Annotated in this window: 18 protein-coding genes; 4 read left to right on the forward strand and 14 right to left on the reverse strand. The window is 33.5% G+C overall.

Going from position 1 to position 19756, the window contains the following annotated elements; translation table 11 throughout:
• Positions 1–550 precede the first annotated feature (550 nt).
• From J3U23_RS09120 to murA, 6 genes are all read right to left on the reverse strand, one after another.
• On the reverse strand, positions 551–1621 hold the full coding sequence (locus J3U23_RS09120) for an acyltransferase (RefSeq protein ID WP_267339076.1): 1071 nt from the start codon (positions 1619–1621) through the stop codon (positions 551–553).
• 147 nt (positions 1622–1768) lie between these two features.
• Complete coding sequence (locus J3U23_RS09125) at positions 1769–2020, reverse strand: GNAT family N-acetyltransferase (protein WP_065734913.1); 252 nt, start codon at positions 2018–2020, stop codon at positions 1769–1771.
• 175 nt (positions 2021–2195) lie between these two features.
• Positions 2196–3158 (reverse strand): 6-phosphofructokinase, encoded by a 963-nt coding sequence (gene pfkA / locus J3U23_RS09130; RefSeq protein ID WP_065562788.1) that lies wholly within the window; start codon positions 3156–3158, stop codon positions 2196–2198.
• A gap of 76 nt (positions 3159–3234) precedes the next feature.
• Positions 3235–4149, reverse strand: coding sequence for a cation diffusion facilitator family transporter (locus tag J3U23_RS09135; protein WP_267339077.1), 915 nt, complete (start codon positions 4147–4149; stop codon positions 3235–3237).
• 11 nt (positions 4150–4160) lie between these two features.
• Positions 4161–4736 (reverse strand): DJ-1 family glyoxalase III, encoded by a 576-nt coding sequence (locus tag J3U23_RS09140; protein WP_267339079.1) that lies wholly within the window; start codon positions 4734–4736, stop codon positions 4161–4163.
• A gap of 52 nt (positions 4737–4788) precedes the next feature.
• Complete coding sequence (murA, locus tag J3U23_RS09145) at positions 4789–6042, reverse strand: UDP-N-acetylglucosamine 1-carboxyvinyltransferase (protein ID WP_065734915.1); 1254 nt, start codon at positions 6040–6042, stop codon at positions 4789–4791.
• A gap of 363 nt (positions 6043–6405) precedes the next feature.
• On the opposite strand from murA, the gene J3U23_RS09150 reads away from it, so the two are divergent.
• Complete coding sequence (locus J3U23_RS09150) at positions 6406–7464, forward strand: FAD-binding protein (RefSeq protein ID WP_267339080.1); 1059 nt, start codon at positions 6406–6408, stop codon at positions 7462–7464.
• 36 nt (positions 7465–7500) lie between these two features.
• Positions 7501–8160 (forward strand): carbonate dehydratase, encoded by a 660-nt coding sequence (gene can / locus J3U23_RS09155; RefSeq protein ID WP_065562862.1) that lies wholly within the window; start codon positions 7501–7503, stop codon positions 8158–8160.
• 2 nt (positions 8161–8162) lie between these two features.
• Here can and nrdG read toward each other — a convergent pair whose 3' ends face one another.
• From nrdG to trxA, 5 genes are all read right to left on the reverse strand, one after another.
• On the reverse strand, positions 8163–8627 hold the full coding sequence (gene nrdG, locus J3U23_RS09160) for an anaerobic ribonucleoside-triphosphate reductase-activating protein (RefSeq protein ID WP_065562863.1): 465 nt from the start codon (positions 8625–8627) through the stop codon (positions 8163–8165).
• Between the two features lie 18 nt (positions 8628–8645).
• Entirely contained in the window at positions 8646–10781 is a 2136-nt protein-coding gene (gene nrdD / locus J3U23_RS09165) for an anaerobic ribonucleoside-triphosphate reductase (protein WP_267339081.1), read from the reverse strand.
• 376 nt (positions 10782–11157) lie between these two features.
• Positions 11158–12573, reverse strand: coding sequence for an NADP-dependent phosphogluconate dehydrogenase (gene gndA, locus J3U23_RS09170; RefSeq protein ID WP_267339082.1), 1416 nt, complete (start codon positions 12571–12573; stop codon positions 11158–11160).
• A 164-nt stretch (positions 12574–12737) separates the two neighbouring features.
• Positions 12738–14000: a transcription termination factor Rho gene (rho, locus tag J3U23_RS09175; protein WP_034883026.1), complete on the reverse strand. Its 1263-nt coding sequence runs from the start codon at positions 13998–14000 to the stop codon at positions 12738–12740.
• A gap of 324 nt (positions 14001–14324) precedes the next feature.
• Positions 14325–14651, reverse strand: a complete 327-nt coding sequence (trxA, locus tag J3U23_RS09180) for a thioredoxin TrxA (RefSeq protein WP_065734920.1) — start codon at positions 14649–14651, stop codon at positions 14325–14327.
• Between the two features lie 153 nt (positions 14652–14804).
• Here trxA and rhlB point away from each other — a divergent pair, with 153 nt between their 5' ends.
• Complete coding sequence (gene rhlB / locus J3U23_RS09185) at positions 14805–16031, forward strand: ATP-dependent RNA helicase RhlB (protein ID WP_065734921.1); 1227 nt, start codon at positions 14805–14807, stop codon at positions 16029–16031.
• A gap of 96 nt (positions 16032–16127) precedes the next feature.
• Here rhlB and J3U23_RS09190 read toward each other — a convergent pair whose 3' ends face one another.
• Positions 16128–16745, reverse strand: coding sequence for a TfoX/Sxy family protein (locus J3U23_RS09190; RefSeq protein ID WP_065734922.1), 618 nt, complete (start codon positions 16743–16745; stop codon positions 16128–16130).
• Between the two features lie 365 nt (positions 16746–17110).
• Here J3U23_RS09190 and J3U23_RS09195 point away from each other — a divergent pair, with 365 nt between their 5' ends.
• Positions 17111–17719 carry a hypothetical protein gene (locus J3U23_RS09195; protein ID WP_141677504.1) on the forward strand — a complete coding sequence of 203 codons (609 nt, stop codon included), beginning with the start codon at positions 17111–17113 and terminating at the stop codon, positions 17717–17719.
• On the opposite strand, the gene glnB is transcribed toward J3U23_RS09195, so the two are convergent.
• Positions 17712–18050, reverse strand: coding sequence for a nitrogen regulatory protein P-II (gene glnB / locus J3U23_RS09200; protein ID WP_034883030.1), 339 nt, complete (start codon positions 18048–18050; stop codon positions 17712–17714). The genes J3U23_RS09195 and glnB overlap by 8 nt on opposite strands.
• A gap of 23 nt (positions 18051–18073) precedes the next feature.
• Positions 18074–19681, reverse strand: coding sequence for an NAD+ synthase (locus J3U23_RS09205; RefSeq protein WP_416380114.1), 1608 nt, complete (start codon positions 19679–19681; stop codon positions 18074–18076).
• Positions 19682–19756 lie beyond the last annotated feature (75 nt).

A 19756-nucleotide genomic window follows, 5' to 3' on the forward strand; every position in this document is an offset into this window, starting at 1 on the left:
CTTCAATTTAAAGTTTGATGCTCAATAACTGTCTCTGACATAATTCAAATGAATCTTCAGTGTCACTTATCAAGACTTAATTTTTTGAGTCCGTAGACTTTTAATTTTTCGTCTCGCAAGTGCCCACACAGATTGTCTGTTTCTTCTTTTTAAAGAGCTGACAGCTTTAAGTTAACTTCACAATTTCTTGCTTCAGTTTGCTGTCTCAAAGGCTGCGTATACTACGCTACACCTTTTTATTCGTCAAGATCTTTTTTTAAAAAATTTGATCTTGTTCACCAACTTCATTATCGCCTGCTTTCGCTGACGCCGTGTCAGTGGATGCGCATTATAGGCACTTCTTTTTTTTTGGCAAGTGAAAAATCACACTTAGAATTCCGTTTGTTTTTTATTTGTTCAGCGGCAATATTGATATACTCTAGATAAAGCAAAAATTGTTACTATAAAAATTCGAAAAATCAAAACGTTGCTTCAATATACATATTGTTATATGTTTTGAACCATAAAAACACATAATTTCTATCAAGTATTCGTTTAACTATCATAAATATTAACGATTACCACCAATCAAATATTTTGCTTTATCTTTGAATACTAATTTAATGGTATACGCAACAAGAACACTTATAGTTAATGTACATATTAAAAAGCTAATAGCACCAAGTGATGCTAATTCACCATTATCTGTTTTGATAATGTATCCAAAAGGTGAGTTCAGTAATTGTGCCTCTAAAAGGATTACGATAATTTCATGAACAAAATAGATGGGAAAACTAACATTTGCCATAAAAGAAAAAAACTTAAATGTTTTACTTTCATTATTTTTATGGTTCAAGCTATCCAAAAAATAAAGTGCTAAAATAAATAAAATAATCTTTTGTAATGTATCGTAATAAAGTTTTTCAACACAAAGATGATCAACATAGCGATAAGCAAATGGAATAAAAAAGCATAAACCAAAAAAGAAAATCACCAAAACTAAATTATCTTTAACTAGTTTCATAATTTTTTCATAATTTTGCTTTATCATCATTCCCGTCAAATAAACAGGTCCATAATGCAATAAATTTAGCAATGGCTGAGTATAATCAGGCTTCGTGAACATAACTACCCAGAACATCGAAACTAACCCTACGATAATCAAACTTTTTTTTGACCATTTATATAATAAAGGGCTAATTGCGAAAATAATGATAATCATCGGCATAAACCATAATGGTAAAAGCTGGGTTCCGGTCAACATCATTTTAATGATTGAAGTACTCGAACTTGGTTCCGTTAGCGAAAATATAGGTAAACTGGATAGATATTGGTAATGAAAATATAGGAAACAAAATATCGATACAGAAATATATGGGCAAACTACTGTTTTAAACTTAGATAAATAATACGCTTTTACATTATATTTATAAGTTAAATGCTGAAATAAAAACCCCGCAATTAATACAAAAAATGTTGTGAAATTAAAAGCAAATAAATTTAAAAAAGAAAATAAATAACTATTAGCAATTAAATGGCTATTTTTAAATACACCTAAACAATGGCTAAAAACAATCATAATGATGGCTACGCCACGCAATACATGAATAGAATGAATTTTTTGGGGTTTGACTATTGTCATTTCAGTTATCAAAACATAACAAAGAAAATTTGCTATACATTAGCACAAAATTTCAAGATAAAAACTAGTATTATTTTAGAAAATGCACAAAATATTTCTTGACAAATTTCTGAAAAAATTACAAATATTTATCAAATATAAACACAATTAGTTGTCTAGCTTACTCGCAGCAAAAGAACATAAAGGTATGATTTCACGTTTTTCTTGCTTTAATGTTTTTATCACAAGCTCAAGTAACTTATCTGCTATTCCTTGTCCACGATAATTAGGATCTGTATAAGTATGATTGATGGTTGCTTTATCTTGCCCAATTCGAGTAAACGTCATTTCTGCTATTTCTTGATTATTGTCATTACACACATAGAAACGATCGTTATCTTGCTTATATTGTAATGTCATAAAATTCCTCAATTAGTATGATTTTCATCGAAATTAATTAAATAAGAAAAGAAAAATTTGTTGGAATTTATTAAAAAAATAGTTTTAAACTTATAAAGTGAATAATTGATAAACCAAAATCAAACCATAGTATATCAATTATCCACATCTTATTAGATTATCAATGGAGCAATATTTAGAATAAACGTTTCGCTGTATTGTAAAGATCCATATCAAATGGTCTTTTCATATTATTGATAGCATCAATGATATCATGATGAACCAATTTACCATTTTGAATTCCGACGCAACGTCCAGCATGACCATCAATGAGTAATTCAACCGCATAAGCCCCCATACGTGAACCTAAAATTCGATCATAAGGTACAGGTGAACCACCGCGTTGTACATGGCCTAGGATAGTTGCTCGCGTTTCATGATGTACTGCTGCTTCAATATCTTTTGCTAATTGGTTTACATCACACATATGTTCAGTAACAGTGACAATTGCATGTTTTTTACCTTTAGCAAAACCTAATTTTATCTCTTCAATTAAGTCTTCTTTAGTATAAGAAACTTCAGGAATGATCATAAATTCACAACCGCCAGCTACTGAAGCACTTAATGTCAAATCACCACAATCTCGCCCCATAACCTCAATTACAGAAATTCGGTGATGTGAAGAACAAGTGTCTCTCAATCTATCTATAGATTCAACAACTGTACTTAATGCAGTAAAATAACCAATCGTGTAATCAGTTCCTCGGATATCATTATCAATGGTGCCAGGTAAACCAATACATGGAAAACCTTCTTCAGTTAATCGCATCGCACCCATATATGAACCATCACCACCGATAACCACTAAAGCATCAATTTGATGTTTCTTTAAATTAGCAATCCCTTTTTTTCTAATTTCTTGATCTTTAAATTCAGGAAATCGAGCTGATCCTAAAAATGTTCCACCTCGGGTAATGATATCTGAAACACTAGAACGATCTAACTTGACAATGCGATCTTCACAAAGACCCAAGTAACCATCATAGATACCGAAAACCTCTAAGCCTTCAGTTAACGCAGTTCTCACAACTCCACGAATAGCTGCATTCATCCCTGGCGCATCACCACCACTGGTTAAAATACCTATTTTTTTTATCATAAAAAATAACTCCAATTTATAAACCTTTGGCTATTATAAAGTCATAATAAATAACTAACAATATAAAGTTTAGAAGCTATTTTGAATAGTTTTTCAGCTGATTTGTTTCAAGAGGAACAACAGAAATCGGATCTTGATGGATAATCACTGTTGCTGGAGCAAATTCTTTAGAGATATGTTTTTCGATTGTATCAGCAACTGCATGAGCTTTTATTAATGGCATATCATCATCTAATTCAAGATGTAGTTGTATAAACTTCACCGGGCCTGCTTGCCTAGTTTTCAAATCATGAAAACCACGCACATTTGAATAAGAAGAGACAATTTCACTAATTCTTTGGTTATCACTTTCAGGTAAAGCCTTATCTAATAAGTCTTGAATTGCACTATAGGCTATTTTACAAGCATTATAAAAAATATATAACGCAATAAAGAATGCAAAACAGGCATCAGCATACGTAATACCATACCAGCTTAAAAATAGTGCAATAATAACTGCGATATTCATAAACAAATCTGATGAGTAATGCAACATATCTGCTTGAATCGCTTTACTATTTGTCTGTTTTATCACATGCTTTTGATATAAAACTAATGTGGCAGTCACAACAACCGAAATCATAGATACGATAATACCGAATAAAGGGAACTCTATTGCAGTTGGATGAATAATAGATTTAATACTTGATAATAATAAAATGGTCGCCGAACCAATAATAAAAGCACTTTGTGCTAATGCGGCTAATGATTCAGCTTTTCCATGACCGAAAGTATGATCATCATCAGCAGGTTTTAATGCATAACCGACTAAGAAAAAGTTAAGCCCAGATGCAAGCAAATCAATACTTGAATCCAACAGTGATGCAAATAAACTCATTGAGCCAGTGAACCAGCACGTAATTAATTTAATAATGATAAGGAAAATAGAAATTAAAACTGCACTCAATGTCGCCTTTTTAATTAATTTTTCATACAAATGTGATTTTGACATTTGTTACCTATTTATTGGTAGGATTCTATCCCTTGTGGAAGCACCAATTGCGCAGCTACTTCGGCTGCAATCTTTTTGTCTAATAAAACTTCAATAATTTTTAAAGCAAAATCAATTGAAGTTGCAGGGCCTTGACTAGTAATAACTCTATTTTGAACATCAAAATAAACTCGATCCGATTTCCAGTTTTTAATAGCATCTTTGGTTGATGGATAACCAGTCATATATGCATTCGGGAATAAATTATGATGTTGAAGAACCATCGCTGGGGTTGCACAAATAGCTGCAATAACAACCCCGGCTTGATGAGATTGCTTTAATTTTTCAATTAATTGTTGAGAGTCTCGAAAGTTTTCAGCTCCAACTAATCCACCAGGTAAAATAATCGCATCAAAATGAATATCGCTAACTTCAGAAAACGTTTTTTGAGTTAGGATAGTGACACCGCGAGAACATTGAACTATTTTATCTTCAGTGATACTTGCATAGGTAACTTTAATTCCAGCTCGTGTCAACAAATCAATTGTTGTCACGGCTTCAGTTTCCTCACAGCCATTTGATAAAAAAACTAATGCTTGCTTTGTCATATTACACCCCTTCCTATCAACTAACTGTCTTCACAAAATGTTAAAAATAGAACTATTTAACACGTTCAATGTTAGCGCCTAATTTTCTCAGCTTATTTTCAATATTATCATAACCACGATCGATATGGTAAATACGATCAACAATTGTTGAACCTTCAGCTATACATCCAGCCAAAACTAGACTCGCAGAAGCACGTAAATCAGTTGCCATTACTTGAGTTCCACTAAGTTTCTCAACACCATGAGTAATCAGAGTATTACCTTCGATTTCGCCATGAGCTCCCATACGAATAAGTTCTGGTACATGCATAAAACGATTTTCAAAAATTGTTTCTTTGATAATTCCAGTGCCTTCTGCCACCATGTTTAATAATGAAAATTGGGCTTGCATATCAGTTGGAAAACCTGGGTGAGGTGCAGTATGAATATTAACGGCTTTTGCTCGTTTACCTTGCATATCTAAACAAATCCAATCTTCGCCAGTTTCAATATTGGCTCCCGCTTCCTTCAATTTTGATAATACAGCATCAAGTAAGCTTGGATCAGTTTTACGACAAGTTATTTTGCCGCGTGAAATAGCTGCAGCAACTAAAAATGTTCCAGTTTCAATACGATCAGAAACGACTGAGTGTACACCACCACCAAGACTAGCAACACCTTCAATTTCAATGCGCATAGTACCGGCACCAGTGATTTTAGCGCCTAACATATTTAAAAATTTTGCGGTATCAACTATTTCTGGCTCACACGCAGCATTTTCAATTATCGTTTTACCTTCAGCTAGAGTTGCTGCACACATAATAGTAACTGTCGCACCAACACTAACCTTATCCATTACAATATGAGCGCCTTTTAAACGACCATCAACTGTAGCTTTAACATACCCCTCATCTAAAGTAATTGTCGCACCTAATTGTTGTAGTCCAGTAATATGTAGGTCTACTGGCCTTGCACCTATTGCACATCCACCTGGTAATGAAACTTGCCCTTGACCAAATCGAGCAACAAGAGGACCTAGAGCCCAAATTGAAGCTCGCATCGTTTTTACAAGTTCATAAGGCGCACAATAGTTATCAATCTGACCTGCATCAAGATGAATAGAACCATTCCGTTGATATTTCACGCCTAATTGCTCAAGAAGTTCCAGTGTAGTATCAATATCTTTTAACTTGGGAACATTTTGTAATTCAACTGGTTTTTCAGCCAAAATTGCAGCAAATAAAATAGGTAGCGCCGCATTTTTAGCGCCAGAAATGACAACTTCTCCATTTAAAGAAGTTGGGCCTGTAACGTGAAACTTTTCCATTGTTAACTCTTATTCATTTTAAATGGCGATTATTATAAAAGTTATTCACTAATAGATAAATGAATTTTATCAAAATATGGTGACTATATTTGTCATCACCAATCCATAACAAAATAATTTCAATTATTTATTATCAATAAATAATTTGTTATCCCATACAAAATCAGATAAATATTAAATAAAAAATTCTTAATTTTGTTTTTAAATCAACTAGTAAGAAGTATAAATAGGTTTCAAAAACCCCGTTCCTCAACTTTTTTTACTAAAATTGATTAATTTCCTTATTTTCCTATTCACTACAATTTTATCGAAGTATGGTAAAATAGATAATATTCAATCTTATAAATCAAACAATACAATAATATGGATTACGATATTGCTATCATTGGACTTGGACCTGCAGGTAGTACCCTCGCACGTCTACTTAACCCATCTTTTAAAATTATTGCATTAGATAAAAAGCATCAAGCTGGTAATGAGGGTTTTCATAAACCTTGTGGTGGATTATTAGCAGATGACGCTCAAAAAGCATTTGTGCGACAAAAGTTAAATTTACCTACTGATATATTGACTGATCCACAAATTTTTAGCGTTAAAACGATCGATCTTCAATCCAAACTTATTCGTAATTATCAACGTAGTTATGTTAGTTTTGACCGACATAAATTTGACCTATGGTTAAAATCATTAATTCCCAACACTGTTAATGTTTTACATAACACACTATGTAAAGAAATCAGAAGAGTAATCGATGGATATCAAGTTACTTACATCGATGAAAATAAAATCGAACACAAAATTACGGCTAAATATGTAGTTGGTGCAGATGGCGCTAACTCGATTGTTAGACGAATGCGTTATCCTCATCATTCCATCAGACAATATGTTGCTATTCAACAATGGTTTACTGAAAAACATCAACGTCCTTTTAATACATGTATTTTTGATAATCAATCAACAAATTGTTATGCGTGGAGTATTTCTAAAGATGGATATTTCATTTTTGGTGGTGCTTTCCCCAAAAAAACCGCGAATCAACACTTTGAATCGTTGAAAGAAAAGCTAACAAAGCAAGGGTTTATTTTTGGAGAACCGTTAAAAACTGAAAAATGTCTTGTGGTTTATCCAAATCGCTTCCAAGATTTTTATACAGGCAATGAAAATATCTTTTTAATCGGTGAAGCAGCAGGTTTCATCAGCGCAAGCTCATTAGAAGGTATTAGTTATGCGCTTGATAGCGCAGAGATTTTAAGCAAGATATTAAATAGTGGTATAGCAAAACCAAATAAGCGTTATTATCAAAAAACAATTCCATTACGCTTAAAGCTTTATAGCAAAATTATCAAGGCTAAAATACTGACTACACCATTGTGGCGTAAATTAATTATGAAAAGTAAAATTCAACATATCAAAACAATTTAATTTATAAAAAATGAAATATAACAAGGAAAAGGCATTATGTTTGATGTCAACGATCTAATTCGCTTTAATCATGAATGGTCAGAAAAGATAGCACAGGAAGATCCTGAATTCTTTAAACAGCTCGCGGTTGCGCAAAATCCTAAATTTTTGTGGATCGGTTGTTCCGATAGTCGCGTTCCAGCAGAAAAGCTTATCAAACTAAAACCGGGTGAAATGTTTGTTCATCGGAACGTTGGCAACCAAGTGATTCATACGGATCTAAATTGCCTTTCAGTTGTCCAATACGCAGTTGATGTACTTAAAATCGAAGATATTATTGTTTGTGGTCATTTAGATTGTGGTGGTATCCGTGCCGCAGTTGAAAATCCCGATTTGGGCCTAGTTAATAATTGGCTACTTCATATCCGTGATTTATGGTTTCGCAACAGTTCTTTACTTGGTAAGTTTCCTGCTGATATTAGAATGGATATTTTATGTGAACTCAATGTAATTGAACAAATCTATAATTTAGGGCATTCGACCATTATTCAAGCAGCATGGCAACGTGGTCAAAAGGTTAATTTACATGGTTGGGTTTATGGAATCGATAATGGAAAAATTACAGATTTGCATATTACATCATCAAGTAGTGAAAATCTCGAAATCAACTATCGTGAAGCGATTTCTTATCTGTTAAATCTGCATAAATTACAATAAATTTATTTGAATCGATGGATAATTTGATTACTGCTACCTCGCCATAATAGTTTAGGATCAGCGAGATCTTGTACAAATTTTCCATCAATCAAGACATCAATATATGGCACTACAGATTGCTGTTCATCGGTTAATTCATTAAGTTTATAACCTGTCCATAACCAAATATCTTTATTATCACATTCGGCTTTTACTCGTTTAACTAATTTCAAAATGGTTGGCACATTTTTAGGGTGTAAAGGATCACCACCAGAAAGTGATAATCCTTGGCGTTTTATTTCGGTATCTTGTAAATCTTTAATGATTTGATCTTCAAGTGATTGTGTAAATGGCTTACCAGAGTTTATTCCCCATGTGCTTTTGTTATAGCAGCCAGGACATTGATGTACACAACCTGCTACAAAAAGTGTACAACGAGTCCCTTCGCCATTAACAACATCAACAGGATAATAACGATGATAATTCATAATAACAAAATTAATTTTTTAGCCTATTTGGCCATTATCCAAATGTTTAACTCGACGTTTTACTTCTTCTTGCTTACCGGCATTAAATGGACGAGCATCAGGACTTCCTAAATAACCACAAACACGGCGAGTCACAGAAACTTTTGACGAATCATGGTTACCACAACTAGGGCAAACAAATCCTTTGCTAGTACATGAAAACTCACCGGTATAACCGCATTCATAACATTCGTCAATCGGGGTATTAGTGCCATAATAAGGTACACGAGTGTAGCTGTAATCCCAGACATCCTCTAATGCTTTAACATTATTAATCATGTTAGGATACTCGCCATAACAAATAAATCCGCCACTAGCTACTGCTGGATAAGGTTTTTCAAACTCGATTTTTTCATATGGGTTAACCTTTTTCTCAACATCGAGGTGGAAACTATTCGTATAATAACCTTTATCTGTTACTCCAGGAATAATACCAAATTGAGCTGTATCTAAACGGCAGAATCGGTCACATAAATTTTCACTTGGTGTACTATATAAGCTAAATCCATAGCCTGTTTCTTTCTTCCATTGGTCAACAGCTTTAGCTAAGTGTTCAACTATTGCTATACCTTTTTTGCGTAAAGTTTCACTGTCAAATGGATGGGTTTGGTTTCCGTATAGTGCATTTAGTGTTTCATGTAGACCAATATAACCTAATGAAATTGACGCACGGCCATTTTTAAAGATTTCAGAAACACTATCATCTTCTTTCAATCGAACGCCACACGCCCCTTCCATATATAAAATCGGAGCAACACGTGCTTTTACTCCATCAAGGCGAGCAATACGCGTCATCAATGCTTTTTTACAAAGGTTTAAACGTTTATCTAAAATTTCCCAAAAACGAGCTTCATCACCTTTTGCTTCAATTGCAATACGAGGTAAATTAAGGCTAATTACACCTAAATTGTTACGGCCGTCATGAATTTGTTGTCCGTCTTCTTCATAAACACCTAAAAAGCTTCGGCATCCCATTGGTGTTTTGAATGATCCAGTTACTTCAACAACTTTATCGTAATTTAAAATATCTGGATACATACGTTTGCTAGCACACTCTAATGCCAATTGTTTAATATCATAATTAGCATCACCTTGTTTATGGTTAATACCATCTTTAATAGCAAAAACAAGTTTTGGAAATACTGCTGTTTTATGATTTTTTCCTAACCCTTTTATACGCACTTTTAAAATTGATTCTTGGATAAGTCGTGATTCCCAACTGGTTCCTAAACCAAAACCAAAAGTAACAAAAGGCGTTTGTCCATTTGCAGTATGAAGTGTATTAACTTCATACTCTAAAGATTGAAATGCATCATAACACTCTTTTTGCGTACGGCTTTCTGCATACGCTTCAGGATTTGGAATATCCCACTCTTCTGCAACTTTTTTATGCTTTTGATAACTGATAGTCACAAATTTTGCTAGAATTTCATCAATTCGATTAATGGTTGTACCACCATAAATATGACTAGCGACTTGTGCGATGATTTGAGCGGTTACCGCAGTTGCAGTTGCAATAGATTTAGGTGGCTCAATTTCAGCATTACCCATCTTAAAACCGTTTGTTAACATCCCGTCTAAATCAATTAACATACAGTTGAACATTGGGAAAAATGGCGCATAATCGAGATCATGATAATGAATTTCACCACAATCATGTGCACGAGAAATATCTTTAGGTAACAAATATTGTTTAGCATAATGTCTTGCAACAATACCCGCTAATAGATCTCGTTGAGTTGGAATAACTTTACTATCTTTATTCGCATTTTCGTTCAAAATAGCAACGTTACTTTGTTCTATTAAGCCACGAATATCTTGATTCAAACGGCTACGTTCTTCACGCGCGCGATCACGATCATGTCGGTATTCAATATAAGTTCTTGCCAATTTTTTATAAGGCCCTGACATAAGTTGATTTTCAACGACATTTTGAATTTCATTGATATCAACACTTTCACGATCCATCATTTGATTGGTCACAACGCGAGCAACGGAGGCACAATAGTCTGGGTCATTAACATTGGCCGCAACAGCTGCTCTTATAATAGCGTCTTTAATACGAACCTCATTAAATGCAGTTTGACAGCCATCACGTTTGATTACTACGGGCATATATACTCCTCAATATTCATTAATAGTTAGCGCTTGGCATGAGTTTTATATCAACCTTAATAGTTGTTGTGGCTATTCAAAACTATTGATTTTTTATTAAAATATGGGCCTTTTGATATAAACTCGGATTTTCACATCGCTTTAGAAAACACTATATGTAGTAAATATTAGTAAATTATACACCATATATTGTGTTTTTCTAGTTTATTTAAAAAATAAATTTGCTTGACAAGGCCAACGCTAATAATTGCAAGTCTTTCGATGATTAATTTGAGAAAAATTTGGGTAGATTGGATATAAAAGATGGATAAATTTTGTATGAGTGCAACTGATTTTGCACTCATACATCGAATACAACAACAGATCTTAATCAGAATTAAGATTCAATATTTAACCAATCAGTATGGAACACACCTTCTTTATCGATACGTTTATAGGTATGAGCACCAAAATAGTCTCTCTGAGCCTGAATTAAATTAGCAGGTAGCACAGCTGAACGATAGCTATCATAATATGCTATTGCTGCCGACAAAGTAGGAACAGGAATACCTTGCGAAACCGCTAGACAAATAACATCACGTAATGATTGTTGATAAGCCTCAACCGTTTTACGAAAATATGGTGCTAACAGTAAGTTATCAATATTGTTATTTTCAGTATAAGCATCAGTAATTTTTTGTAAAAATTGCGCTCTAATAATACATCCTGCTCTAAAAATCTTTGCAATTTCACCATAATTTAATTGCCAATTATAATGTTCTGATGCAGCTTTTAACTGTGCAAATCCTTGCGCATAAGAGATAATTTTACCCATATAAAGTGCTTTACGTACTTTTTCAATTAAAGTTTGTTTATCCCCTGTAAAAGCTACTTTTTCCGGCCCTTTAAGCACTTTTGATGCAGCTACTCGCTGATCTTTAATCGCTGAAATATAGCGAGCGAATACAGATTCAGTTATCAAAGATAAAGGCTCACCTAAATCTAATGCACTTTGGCTTGTCCATTTTCCGGTACCCTTATTACCAGCAGCATCAAGGATCATATCGACCAAATAATCGCCATTTTCATCTTTATATTTAAAAATGTCCGCTGTTATCTCAGTTAAATAGCTGTCTAATTCGCCTTTATTCCAATCAGCAAACACATCGGCAAGCTCATCATTTGTTAAACCAACAACATGTTTTAGTACACTATAGCTCTCTGCAATTAATTGCATGTCACCATATTCAATTCCATTGTGCGCCATTTTAACGTAATGTCCTGCTCCATCAGGACCGATATAAGCCACACATGGTTCACCATTCGCTTTAGCCGCTATTTTTTCTAAAATCGGAGCAACTAACTCATACGCCTCTTTTTGACCACCAGGCATAATTGAAGGTCCTTTTAATGCACCTTCTTCACCGCCAGAAACACCTGCTCCTATAAAATTAAAGCCTTCATCGGATAACATTTTATTACGACGAATAGTATCTTCAAAGAAAGCATTACCACCATCAATAATGATATCCCCTTTATCTAATAAAGGTCTCAGCTCATCAATTACGGCATCTGTTCCTTTACCTGCTTGCACCATAATTAATATACGCCGTGGTTTTTCTAATGAGTTAACAAAATCTTCAATACTATAATAAGGAACCAATCGTTTATCAGAATGTTCAGCCATTACTTGTTCTGTCTTATCTTTAGAACGATTATAAATTGATACTGAAAATCCTCGACTTTCGATATTAAGTGCAAGGTTTCGCCCCATAACGGCCATTCCAATAACACCGATTTGCTGTTTAGACATAATTTGGCTCCTTTATTTAATCTCTATAACCTTAACGAGGTTTGGTACTGTTACCTTAACGCTGATTAACAATATAAGTTATATATTGCCATAAAAAAACCGTATCAATACATAATACGGCTTTTTTTCATTATTTTAATTAAAATGCTTTGGAATTAAGCGAATTATGAACGCTTCATCATTTCAAAAAACTCATCATTAGTTTTTGTCATGGCAAGTTTATCAATTAAGAATTCCATTGCATCAATTTCACCCATTGGGTTGAGGATTTTACGCAAAATCCACATTTTTTGTAGTTCATCAGGTGAAGTCATTAGATCTTCTTTACGCGTACCTGAACGATTAAAGTCAATAGCAGGGAATACACGTCGCTCAGCAATTTTACGTGATAAGTGAACTTCCATATTACCGGTACCTTTGAACTCTTCGTAAATGACTTCATCCATTTTAGAACCAGTATCAATTAAAGCAGTAGCAATAATTGTTAAACTACCGCCCTCTTCTACATTACGTGCCGCACCAAAAAAACGTTTAGGGCGATGTAACGCGTTAGCATCAACACCACCAGTCAATACTTTACCTGATGATGGAATAACGGTATTGTACGCACGAGCTAAACGAGTGATTGAGTCTAATAAAATAATGACATCTTTTTTATGTTCAACTAAACGTTTTGCACGCTCAATTACCATTTCAGCGACTTGAACATGTCTTGCTGCTGGTTCGTCAAACGTAGAAGCTACAACTTCGCCTTTAACTAAACGTTGCATTTCAGTAACTTCTTCTGGTCGTTCATCAATCATCAATACGACTAATTCACATTCTGGATGATTTACCGCTAAGCTTTGTGCAATGTTTTGTAATAACATTGTTTTACCCGCTTTTGGCGGAGCAACAATTAAACCACGTTGACCTTTACCAATTGGTGAAGCTAAATCAAGTACTCTTGCGGTAATATCTTCTGTAGAACCATTACCTCGCTCCATACGTAAGCGAGAATTAGGATGTAAAGGAGTTAAATTTTCAAAAAGGATTTTATTGCGAGCGTCTTCAGGTTTATCGTGATTAACTTCATTTACTTTTAATAAAGCAAAATATCTCTCACCTTCTTTCGGCGGTCTAATTTTGCCGGCAATGGTATCACCAGTTCTTAAATTGAATCGTCTAATTTGACTAGGTGAGACATATATATCGTCAGGTCCAGCCAAATAAGAACTATCTGCAGAACGCAAAAATCCAAAACCGTCTTGCAAAATTTCAAGTACACCATCGCCAAAAATATCTTCACCACTTTTAGCGTGTTGTTTTAATATTGCAAAAATAATATCTTGTTTTCTAAGGCGGGCAAGATTCTCAAGCCCCATTTTTTTCTCACCCAGCGCTACAAGCTCGGAAACAGAAGTGTTTTTTAATTCAGTTAAATTCATAGTTTATAAATTCTTGAGGATAAAATTGATATGTTTACAATTACTGCTATTTTTGTATATTTCTTTCATTTACTTATAAAAAATTTTCTTTCTAGCAATATATAAAATTAATTTATTAATCAGCTTTTTCGATGATAATTATGTATTTGGGCATTGAATTTTAACCACTTTATCAAGAAAAACAATGGATTGCTGAAAGGGGTTTATGTAAGAAATTAGCAATTTACACTAAAATTATAGGTATGTCTATACTTAATTGCGATTTTTGGGAATAAAAAATAATAAGCGTAATAAAACGCTTATTATTTATATTTTTTCAATTGATTAAAGCTGTGGATCAATAAATGCTTTAAGTTGTGCTTTTGATAACGCACCTACTTGAGTGGCAACAACTTGACCATTTTTAAAAATTAATAGGGTTGGAATACCTCTAATCCCAAATTTTGGGGCAATATTCGGATTTTGTTCAACATTTAATTTGGCGATAATAATTTTATCAGCATATTCTGGAGCTATTTCTTCCAAAATCGGGGCAACCATTTTACAAGGTCCACACCACTCAGCCCAAAAGTCAACCAATACTGGTTTAGTTGATTCGCTGATTACTTTATCAAATGTAGCTTCAGAAAGTGCAACAATGTTATCACTCATTTAATTATCTCCTAGAAAATTTGTCTAAAAATATATTAGGATATTTTCATACCTACCGCTAGTAATTATTCTAATAGGACATAATTATTAGTGAAGTTGTTGTATTTAGTATGCTACAATTACCGAATTCTGATAATTATATTCTAAACAATAATGATTCAATCATATCTTACAAAAACAACTTTCAATCAATTTCCCTTACACCCATTAGTCATAAAAGCGTTGGAGAAAAAAGGTTTCGTTTACTGTACCCCAATTCAAGAACAAACATTGCCATTTACAACAAAAGGAATTGACATTGCAGGGCAAGGACAAACTGGAACGGGTAAAACGATTGCGTTTTTGGCATCAACATTTAATCATTTATTGAATAATGCTCCATTACCCGATCATAAATCTAATCAACCAAGAGCAGTCATTATTGCTCCAACACGTGAGTTGGTTGTACAAATATATAATGATGCTCAAACTCTCTCAGAAGAAACAGGTATTAAATTAGGACTAGCTTATGGCGGTGATGGTTATGATAAGCAACTAAAGATGCTTTCTGCTGGTGTTGATGTATTAATTGCAACAACAGGAAGACTCATCGATTATGCAAAACAAGATTATATTAATTTAGGTGCAATCCAAGTTGCAGTTCTAGATGAAGCGGATCGTATGTTTGATTTAGGTTTCATCCGTGATATCCGATGGATATTTAGACATATGACATCGCCACAAAATCGTCTTACCATGTTATTTTCAGCGACGTTAACTCATAATGTTCGTGAATTAGCTTTTGAATACATGAACGAACCACAATATGTTGAAGTTGAGCCTGAACAAAAAATTGGTCACAGAATAAAAGAAGAGCTGTTTTTTCCGTCAAACGAAGATAAGTTAGCTCTATTACAAACGCTTATTGAAGAAGAGTGGCCTGACCGTAGCATTGTATTTGCTAATACTAAAGTTGCCTGCGAAAAAATCTGGCGTCATTTAGTTGCAGATGGGCATCGAGTAGGACTACTTACTGGTGATATCGCACAAAAAAAACGTTTATCCATTCTTGATAAATTTACCCAAGGTGATCTTGATATTTTAGTAGCAACAGATGTTGCTGCCCGTGGCTTACATATCCCAAATGTAACCCATGTTTTTAATTATGATCTTCCTGATGATTGTGATGATTATAGACATCGAATAGGTCGTACAGGACGCGCCGGTGCCGAAGGTTATTCAATTTCATTAGCTTGTGAACGTTATTCACAAAACTTACCTGCTATTGAAAAAGCCATTGATCACACTATTCCTGTTAGTCAATATGATCCTCAGGCGTTATTAACTAATTTACCAACACCTAAACCATTCAAAAGACCAACTCGTAGAAAACCATCATAATAAAGATTGTTGGTTAATCCCTAATTAGCATCGAATTTAATACCATCATTAAAAACTAAGTTTAATGATGGTATTTTCCTTATTAAAAGTAATTGATTAAATCAAATCTTGTTTTGTATTCAAGAAATTTTGATAAGCTAATTCAATTTCTTCTTTAGTTTCGGATGATAATGTTCCTACATGTCGATCATGTAGGGCTCCATATAAACCAAACAGAACATTAATTGACAGTTTTGGATTTTTACTTTTTATTCGATAAAAAGTTTCCAAATAACCGACTTCTTTAAATGTTTCTATATCGGTAATATCAGAACTTACCATCAATTTTTCCAAAGAAACCGTCATGTTGGGTAAAGATTTTAAACGACTTTGGTATCTAGCTACTTTTTCGTCTAGATCTTGTTTTGCATGTTCAATGACCATTTTCACTATATCATGCAATTTTTTTCGATCTTGGCGTAACGCATCACTTGCTTTATAGTAATCAAGCAATTTATGTGATCCATCAAATACCAGATCAAGTGGTTGCATACCGAGTTCAACAAACATTGAACGATATTTATCATGGGCTCTCAGATAAACATCATTTTGATCGACCCAAGCAAACATAACTGATTCACTATTAAGACTAAATCCTCCAAAAAATGACCTTAATGAAATGTCTTCAATGCAAGAAAACTCCTGTTTAATATTCACTGCTAATGTTTTAAGCATATAAATTCCCTTTCACTTACCTTTATAAATAACTTTAACTAATATGTTTATGCTAAACTATATTAATTTTATTAATATTAAAACAACTAATTAACATTAATTAATAAATATGGGATCTGTCTTCCATAAATGAATATTTGTTTGATTTGTACTTGATTAATTAAATTTTTTTTGCTCTAAAAAAATTTAAGGTTTTTTTTTGCGGTTAAATATTTGTCAAATCTTAATATTTCTTAAAAAAGAAAAAATGCATTAACATTGTTATTCTGCTGTAATAATTATACAATCATCAATAATTAACTAAATGGTATCTATTATTGTCAACTTCAATCAACATGCTCAAAAACGTTATAATCCCGCTTTTTATGTTTTGTTCATTTGCCGTATCAGCAGATAAATTACCGCTGATTGAAGAATTGACATCCTGTAATCCTGACTTTTTTAATCATGTCTATGAGCATAGAGAAGAGTTAAAAAATCATACTAATGTTGAAATTTTTAATCATAATCAGGCTTATATTCCAGTCGAAAACCGCACAGACACGAATAAAAACTTCATTTATTTCAAAACGCCTATTCAATATAAAAACTTAAAACTCATCGGTTATTATGATAGTGCGATGGATTTGAAAAAAATGGGAAAATATTATTTCTGGGGATTTATCATTGATAATAATATGAATGAGATACGTGAAAGTTTGGACTTTTTAGAGTGGAAAAATATGGAAGATGATCTTCTGTATATTGCCAATCCAAGAATTCGAAATATTACTGATGATATCCAGGTTTGGCATAAAAATACAGGAACAGTAGTTGGTGTAAAAACAATACCTGCTCCAAATACTACCGAAAAGTTATTATTGCTTGAAAAAGGTGATAATATGCAACTCCTTATTTGTTCGATTCAGGGCGTTGTCACCAATAATCTACTTCGGCAAGAACGTCCCGATATTCAAATCGATAAAGTTAAATAGCTGACTCATCCATTTCACCAGTACGTATACGTATTACTTGCTCAACGTTATAAACAAATATTTTTCCATCACCAATTTTACCTGTTTGAGCGGTTTTCATGATAGTCTCAATACATGTTTCTAAAATATCGTCAGCGACAACAAGTTCTATTTTTACTTTTGGTAAAAAATCAACCATATATTCAGCACCACGATAAAGCTCAGTATGCCCTTTTTGGCGACCAAAACCTTTCACTTCAGTAACGGTCATCCCCGTAATTCCTTGATCAGCAAGAGCTTCTCGAATATCATCTAGTTTAAAAGGTTTAATAATTGCTTCAATTTTTTTCATATCTCTTTGCCCTTAATTCGAGATTACCAATTCTTAAATCCAAAAGCAGAAGTAATTGGATATCGTCTACCTTTACCAAAATTACGAGTTGTAATTTTAGGACCTACTGCTGATTGACGTCTTTTATATTCGTTAATATCAACTAATTTAATCACTCGCCTTACAGTTGTTTCATCATAACCTTGCGCAACCAGTTGTTCAACGGAAAAATCGTGTTCAACATAGCCTTTTAATATCCCATCTAAAATATCATATGGAGGCAAACTATCTTCATCTTTTTGATCTGGTGCAAGTTCAGCTGAAGGTGGGCGTGTAATGACTCGTTCAGGAATAACAGGCGATCTACTATTTCGATATTTAGATAACGCAAATACCATGGTTTTAGGTACATCTTTAAGTACATCAAAACCACCAGCCATATCACCGTAAAGTGTTGCATAACCAACCGACATTTCACTTTTATTGCCTGTCGTTAAAACTAATCTACGACGTTTGTTTGAAAGCGCCATTAAAATCACACCGCGGCAACGTGCTTGTAGATTTTCTTCAGTTGTATCTTTTTGTGTACCCATAAACATCGGCGTTAAAGAAGACATAAAAGCATCAAACATCGGTTCAATTGAAATAATATCAAATTCAACACCCAATATTTCAGCCTCTTCTTTTGCATCAGCAATACTAATATCTGCCGTATATCTGAACGGCATCATAACCGCTTGTACTTTATCTTTACCCAAAGCATCAACTGCAATTGCCAATGTTAAAGCGGAATCAATTCCACCAGATAATCCTAATACTGCACCTTGAAAACCATTTTTAGTAATATAATCGCGAGTCGCTAAAACTAATGCATCGTAAACATTTGCTAATGGATCACTTTTAGAATCAACAACTGGTTTATAATTATGTCCAAGATGAAAAATAGAAATTTGTTCTTCAAAAAAGTTGAGCTGATGAACGATATGGCCTTTATCATCACATACAAATGAGCCACCATCAAAAATAAGCTCATCTTGACCACCAATTTGATTCACATAAATAATCGGTAAGCCGGTTCTTAAAGCATGGTGTTTTATAAGTTCTTCGCGATTTTTCTGTTTTTCATAAGCATAAGGTGAAGCATTAATAGAAATAACCAGATCCGCATCCTGAGCGCCAATTCGATCAATAGGCTCACATTGCCAAAGATCTTCACAGATCAATAAACCAATTTTTTTACCTTTAAAATCGATAACACAATTCTGCTCACCAGCACTAAAATAACGTTTTTCATCAAATACATCGTAATTAGGTAACTGCTGTTTATGGTAACACGCTATTTGTTGTCCTTCAGAAAACAATGATAACGCATTATAAACCACTCCATCTTGCCAATGAGGATGACCAACAATAACACTACATTGTTGACTAGCTTGCTTGATAGTCAATAAAGCTTGTTGACAACGAATTTTAAAATCATCGCGATAAATTAAATCTTCTGGAGGATAACCACAAATTGCAAGCTCAGATAAAATAATTAGATCATTAGAGGAATAGTTTTGTATCAGTTCAATGATTTGCTGAGTATTACCTTCAATATCACCTACACGCCAATTTTTTTGTGCTAACACGAAAGATAAAGTCATATAAATTCAACATTACAGAAAAAAATTGCCAATAAGTTTAAATGATTCTAAGTTGCGCTGCCACTTTTTTATCGTTAACAT

The organism is Gilliamella sp. B3367, from assembly GCF_026536825.1.
Lineage (GTDB): Bacteria > Pseudomonadota > Gammaproteobacteria > Enterobacterales > Orbaceae > Gilliamella > Gilliamella apicola_E.